Genomic DNA, 6,468 nt, shown 5'->3' on the forward strand with positions numbered 1-6,468 from the left:
CCATATAAAAGTAAAACTCGCAATACAAACCCAAAGTGTTATTCCTTGAACAAGCGGTCTAAATCCAACTGATTTTAAAAACTTTTTATTTAAACCTGCACCAATCAAAAACAGAGTAATTGTCAATCCTATTTTAGAAATGGAAACCAATTGCGGTGCAAAAATCTGTACTTGTGGTAAATATGTATTAGTAACTAGCGCCAAAATAAAGAATCCGATGAAATATGGAATTTTCACTTTACCCGATTTGTTTTTAAAAATAAAAGCCGTGAATAAGGCAACTGGAATAATCCACAATGCCCGTGCTAATTTTACGGTTGTCGCAATTTGTAACGCCTCTGGTCCATATTTACTAGCTGCTCCAATAACGGAGCTAGTATCATGTATAGCGATGGCACACCACATTCCAAAATCACTTTGAGACACATTAAAATAATGACCTATAGCCGGAAATAGAAATAAAGCAACCGAATTTAATATGAATATCACTCCTAAAGCTACTGAGGTTTGTTTTTCGTCAGATTTGATTACTGGTGCAATTGCTGCTATAGCACTTCCACCACAAATTGCTGTTCCACAAGAAATTAAATGAGTTGTTTTACTTTCAACTTTAAACCATTTACCTAACAATGTTCCTAAAATTAATGTGCTTACAATTGAAATAATGGTAAATAAAAATCCTTCCTTTCCTGCAGCCATTGCGCTTTGAACATTCATACCAAAACCTAAACCAACAACTGAAAATTGCAACAAGTAATTGGTAGCTTTTTGATTCCATACTAAAAAAGGATGCCCAAATACATTAGCCACAATCAATCCTAATCCTAAAGCAATTGGAGGAGAAACAAAAACGGTGGTACAAAGTAAAAGCATCCCAACAAAAAAGAGTTGTTGAATAAGTTTACTTTCGCTAAAAAATAAATAGGATTGTTTATGAATATCTTTATGAGGAATTTCCAATGTAAAGTTGTTGAATTAGTACTTTACAAAGGTGCGTACATTAATCTAAAAGCACCAATTGTAAATTATAATCTACTATAACTTTAAATTATAATGATTCGAAATATTTTGAATAAACAATTCAGACAAAGAATCTGTTTTTCCTTGTAATGTAATGATATAAAAATAACGTTCGATTACTAAGTCTTTAATATCTAGAATAGCCAATTCATTGTTTTGAAGCTCTTTTTGCACGGCATGAATTGACATAAAAGCAACACAGTCAGAGTTCAATAAATAGGATTTAATACTTTCAGTACTTCCCAATTGCATTTCTACTTGCAAATCAGAGCCTTTAATTTCAAAAGGTTTTAAAGCATGCTCAATTACTTCAAGTGTTCCTGAACCTTGTTCACGTATTAAAAATTGCATTTTTTTGAGGTCAGTTAGCTCAATCTCATCTTGTTGCACCAGCGGATTGGAGCTATTACAAACTAAAACCAATTCATCTTTTAAAAATGGTATGTATTTTATTAATTTATTTTTAGACTGCCCTTCTACAATGCCCATTTCAATTTCTTGCTGTACCAATGCATACTCAATTTGTTCCGTATTGCCGTTTAACAAACTCACTTTGACATCCTGTAGTTTTAAATGAAATTTAGCTAATAAAGGTGGAATAATATATTGTGAAATTGTTGTACTCGCTCCTAATCGTAGTAATCCTGAGCGCTGGTTAATCAGCGTACTCATGTCAAAATCGATCTCACGATACATTTCAAAAATATTTTTGGCATGTTTCAACAATACAGTTCCAGCGTGTGTCAATGCTATTTTAGAACCGTTTCTATCAAATAATTTAATTCCGTATTGTTCTTCTAACTCTTGTATATGCTTTGAAATGGCAGGTTGAGTGATAAACAATTCAGCTGCGGCTTTTGTAAAACTCAATCGATTAGCAACGGTATAAAAAACTTTTAGTCTAAAATCCATAATAAATCTGAATTATAGTAAACCGTTATATTTACGTACAAACCATTCTGTAGCAAGTGAAATAGCAATAATTATGAGTAACCAAATCCAGTCAATTAATGGTGTTTTAACACTATTGCTTTTTTGAATGGCTTTGTATTCTTGACTATCTAATAGAGTCTTTATTAATTGTTCTTCTTGATTTGCAAAAAATACTTTTCCGCTAGTATGAGTTGCTAATTGGCTTAGTTTTTCAACATCTGAATTTACAAATTGCTTTTCAATATCAAAATCTAAAATTTCAAAACTACCTGTATAAGATGTTTTAGAATTCAATTCTTGAACTGCAAAATCATAAGATCCCGCTTTTAAACCATCAAGATTGACTTTAAAAGTATTGTTCCCTTTAACTAAATCGTAATTTTTAGTTTGCTTATTGCTTTTATTTTTTAACGAAATAGATAGTCGAGCTTTTTCATCAAATTCATAATTTTTATTAAAAAACTGAGCCGTAATTTCAATAGGCTCCCCTGAGTTGTAAAAACGTTCATGCTCTACCACCAATGATTTTTTGGAATTGTTTGAAGCTAGAAACTGAATAATTTTATCAAGAAAAACATCGTATTTTTCAAAAGATTTATGAGTTACATGAGACTGCAAACGCCATTTCCAGCTATTCTCTCCCATTAAAAAAGCATTTCTACCGGATTGACTTTCTGCAAAAACAAGTAAAGGCATCTGCGTATCAATTGCTCTAATTCTTGACGACAACAATACAGTAACACCAGCATTTGTAGTTATAGTGCCAAATGGATTTTGAATAGGAGGCAGATTTTCAAAGCCAATATTTTCAGCAGCAAACAAATTAAATTGATTGTTAAAAACAGGTAAATAATCCTCTTTTTGTCCGCTCATTTTAAAATTAAGTGACGTTTGCTGATTGTTCAAAAAATTAAAATCGGTACTATTACCAGTAATAATAAAGCTGTTGATTTTCAATTTTGTATTGGCAACAAAAACTGATTTAAACTCTGAATTAGGTTGATACAAAATCAAAACCGAATATGGTGTTAAATCTTTAATATCGTTAGGTTTAACAACAGTAACTTTACGCTGTACATTAGATTCTATTGCTCGTTTTAAAGCTCCTAAATCCGGATGATTTATTGCTGATACTATTGCAATATTTGTTTTTTGATCTATAACATCAACTGCAAAATTCTTTACATTATTAAAGGTGTTTTTTTCTTTTACCTTTGAAGTAATTGTCGCTTTATAAAGTTGTAATCCTATTTTATCTGCAGGTAAAAACAACGTTAGGGATTGTGTTCGTTTTGAAGGAGAAAAACGCATGCTTTGCTTATTCAAAATAGTTTTCCCTTGAGACAATGAAAAATCAGCATCCATCGTTTTTGAACCTGAATACTGTAAAAACACCTCTACTGGAAATTTATTTTTATGAAAAGCATACTTATTCACATTCAACTGATTGATTTTAAAATCAAGATAAGTAACAGTATCACCTACTACAAGAGGAAATACTCTATTTGATGGATCAAAACTATAAACATAGTCGTTACCTGATGTTTGATTTCCATCAGTAAGCAAAACAGTGGGGAAAACTGTATTTTTAAATATACTTTTTAGATTGTTCGCTACAAGATCAATATTGGTTTGACTGCCTTTAAAATCAATATTTGACAAAGGACTAAAATCCTCAGAAAATTGAAAAACTTGAACGTCAAATTTATCATTCAAAGCCGTATTGCTCTGAATATTTTGGAGAATTTCTTTAGTTTTCTTTTCATTTTTAAGAAAAGCTATAGAACATGAATTATCAACCACAACAGCAAGAGGCGTCTTTGTGATGATTAAATTATCCCGAGATATAATCGGATTTAGCAATAATAAAAACAGACAAAAAATAGAGGTAAAACGAAAAAAAGCTAAAAACAAACTCAATTTTGACTTGTTTTTAGCTTTATATAAATATTGAAAATATGACAATACGCCCGCTATTAATAATGATAAAACTAATAGTAGCAAGGTAGATGTTGTCATGTAGTGTTTATTAAAATATTTTAAATTTGAAAACTTAAATGTAATCTAGAATTCAATAGAAGTGTAGAATGAATTAAATACTCATTTCACAAAGCTAGGTAAGCATTCCTCCACACACATTCAGTACTTGCCCTGTAACATAAGCACTCATATCCGAAGCAAAGAAAAGACAAGCGTTAGCCACATCCTCTGTAGAGCCACCTCTTTTTAACGGAATTCCATCTCTCCAACCTTTTACAACATCTTCGTTTAACTTTGCAGTCATTTCAGTTTCAATAAATCCAGGAGCGATTACGTTACAACGAATATTACGAGATCCTAATTCCAGTGCTACAGACTTTGAAAAACCAATAACTCCAGCCTTAGATGCTGCATAGTTCGTTTGTCCTGCATTACCTTTTACCCCTACCACTGAACTCATATTAATAATCGATCCCGCACGTTGCTTTAAAAAAGTACGCTGAATCGCTTTTGTCATGTTAAAAACCGATTTCAAATTCACATCCATCACGTTGTCAAAATCTTCTTCGGACATACGCATCAATAAATTATCTTTTGTGATTCCAGCGTTATTAATCAATACGTCAACCGTTCCAAAATCGGCCAAAACAGCATCCACAAATGTTTGCGCTTCGTTAAAATTTGCAGCGTTTGATTGATATCCTTTTGCTTTAATACCTAAAGCGTTTAACTCATTTTCTAAAGCCATCGCAGATTCTACTGATGAACTATATGTAAAAGCAACATTGGCTCCATGTTTAGCAAAAACCTCTGCAATCCCTTTTCCAATTCCGCGACTTGCGCCTGTGATAATGGCAACTTTTCCTTCTAGTAATTTCATATTCAAAAATTAGTTTATTTTTTATTTGAAGCTATTCCTGCTATTCACTGCAATCTTTTAGGTCCGCTGTCGCGTACCCAAAAGGATTTCCGTTGCTATCAGGGCTAAAAACGACTTGCCAAATATATACTATTTCCTTTTTTAAAAAAAATTTAGCTTTGATTATGAACAATAATTTTTACAATTAAACTTTCAAAAAACGATATGCCAGTTTATCCCAAAAAGCAGCATAAATGGCAATCAATGTAAATACTAGTAAAAACAAATGATACCACGCATTACTTAAAATATCTATAAAATTTAATTTACCATTTGCATAGTTTAATATCAACAATATCTGAGCACCATAAGGCAATATCCCTTGTATTACACATGAAAAAATATCTAATATAGTAGCCGATTTTTTAGCACTCAACCCGTATTCATCATTAATTTCCTTTGCAATGGGCCCGGTAATAACAATAGAAACCGTATTATTTGCAATAGCTAAATTTGCAAAACCTACTAATACTCCAATTCCTGTTTGTGCTGATTTTTTACTTTTAATTCTTTTCTTTATCTGATTCAAAACCCATGTAATACCACCAGCCTTGTCCACCATAGCTGCTAATCCACCTGTAAGCATAGAAAGTAAAAAGATATCTGTCATACTCGTAAATCCTTCATAAATTTTCTGAGTAAACTCCATTACTGTAAAAGAATCATTATAAAAACCAATAAAACCCGCAATTATGGTACCTAATAGTAAAGTGTAAAAAACGTTGACACCTACAACTGCTAAAATTATCACTAAAACATAAGGCAAGATAGCCCATAATGAATAATCACTTTTTGCAATATCCACAGAAACAACATCTGAATTAAATCCCAAATAAAAGAAAATTATAATAGTTACAATTGCCGCCGGAAGCGCGATAAACAAATTAATCTTAAACTTATCTTTTAAATCACAACCTAGAGATTGAGTGGCAGCGATGGTAGTGTCTGATATCATTGATAAATTATCTCCTAACATAGAACCGCCTAGTAAAGCACCTGCTATCAATGGCATAGAAGCACCACTTTTATCAGCAAGTGATATCGCAATAGGTCCTATTGCAACTATAGCTCCAACAGATGTACCTGTAGAAGTTGATAAAAACGAGGCTATCAAGAAAATTCCCAATGGAAAATACGCTGCATCAATGGTATTAATACCTAGGTTCACAACTGCATCAACTCCACCCATGGCTTTACTCACCACGGCAAAAGCGCCTGCAAATAAATAAATCAAACACATGGTTATAATTTTACTATCACCACAACCAGCAATTAAAGTATCAACTTTACCTTCTGTACTGTTTTTAAATAAAATAAAAGCAGCAATAATGCCTACCAAAACAGCAACAGGAGAAGGAAAAGCATAAAAATCATTAAGCAAAATACCTGCTCCTAAAAAAGTAAAAATAAAAATAAATAGCGGAATCAATGCAAAAGGATTTCCAGATTCCTTAGTAAACTTTGTCATAAAAATAATTTTAAATTAAGTGTTATGACGAAAAACAAAGCTGGTATTGGGAATGTAAACAACATTTTTTCCAAAAGATTTGGCTTATCGTTTTAGCACCTTGCTTGTTGTTGCAGGTTGCTATCCTATTGAAGGATTCGTGATAACG

At 32.0% G+C, this 6,468-nt stretch carries 5 protein-coding genes and 1 riboswitch; all 5 genes read right to left on the minus strand.

Features of this window, described 5'->3' with window-relative positions:
* Nucleotides 1–873, minus strand: an 873-nt coding sequence (locus tag FPG59_RS12720) for a YeiH family protein (protein WP_140344656.1), incomplete at its 3' end; no start/stop codon positions are given.
* A gap of 162 nt (nucleotides 874–1,035) precedes the next feature.
* Nucleotides 1,036–1,932, minus strand: coding sequence for a LysR family transcriptional regulator (locus FPG59_RS12725; protein WP_086454966.1), 897 nt, complete (start codon nucleotides 1,930–1,932; stop codon nucleotides 1,036–1,038).
* Nucleotides 1,933–1,944: 12 nt separating this feature from the next.
* On the minus strand, nucleotides 1,945–3,972 hold the full coding sequence (locus FPG59_RS12730; RefSeq protein WP_086454967.1) for a hypothetical protein: 2,028 nt from the start codon (nucleotides 3,970–3,972) through the stop codon (nucleotides 1,945–1,947).
* Nucleotides 3,973–4,066: 94 nt separating this feature from the next.
* Nucleotides 4,067–4,813: a 3-oxoacyl-[acyl-carrier-protein] reductase gene (gene fabG, locus FPG59_RS12735; protein WP_086454968.1), complete on the minus strand. Its 747-nt coding sequence runs from the start codon at nucleotides 4,811–4,813 to the stop codon at nucleotides 4,067–4,069.
* A gap of 184 nt (nucleotides 4,814–4,997) precedes the next feature.
* A complete protein-coding gene (locus FPG59_RS12740; protein WP_086454969.1) occupies nucleotides 4,998–6,320 on the minus strand; it encodes a Na+/H+ antiporter NhaC family protein in 1,323 nt (440 codons plus the stop codon).
* 54 nt (nucleotides 6,321–6,374) lie between these two features.
* Nucleotides 6,375–6,466: riboswitch (SAM-I-IV-variant riboswitch) on the minus strand.
* Nucleotides 6,467–6,468: the final 2 nt, after the last annotated feature.

This window comes from Flavobacterium sp. FPG59 (assembly GCF_002150205.1).
Lineage (GTDB): Bacteria > Bacteroidota > Bacteroidia > Flavobacteriales > Flavobacteriaceae > Flavobacterium.

What these genes read in the sequence shown, in the direction of transcription:
- FPG59_RS12730 (WP_086454967.1), bottom strand. Translation starts at nt 3,972, where the DNA reads ATGACAACATCTACCTTGCTACTATTAGTTTTATCATTATTAATAGCG.
- fabG (WP_086454968.1), bottom strand. Translation starts at nt 4,813, where the DNA reads ATGAAATTACTAGAAGGAAAAGTTGCCATTATCACAGGCGCAAGTCGC.
- FPG59_RS12725 (WP_086454966.1), bottom strand. Translation starts at nt 1,932, where the DNA reads ATGGATTTTAGACTAAAAGTTTTTTATACCGTTGCTAATCGATTGAGT.
- FPG59_RS12740 (WP_086454969.1), bottom strand. Translation starts at nt 6,320, where the DNA reads ATGACAAAGTTTACTAAGGAATCTGGAAATCCTTTTGCATTGATTCCG.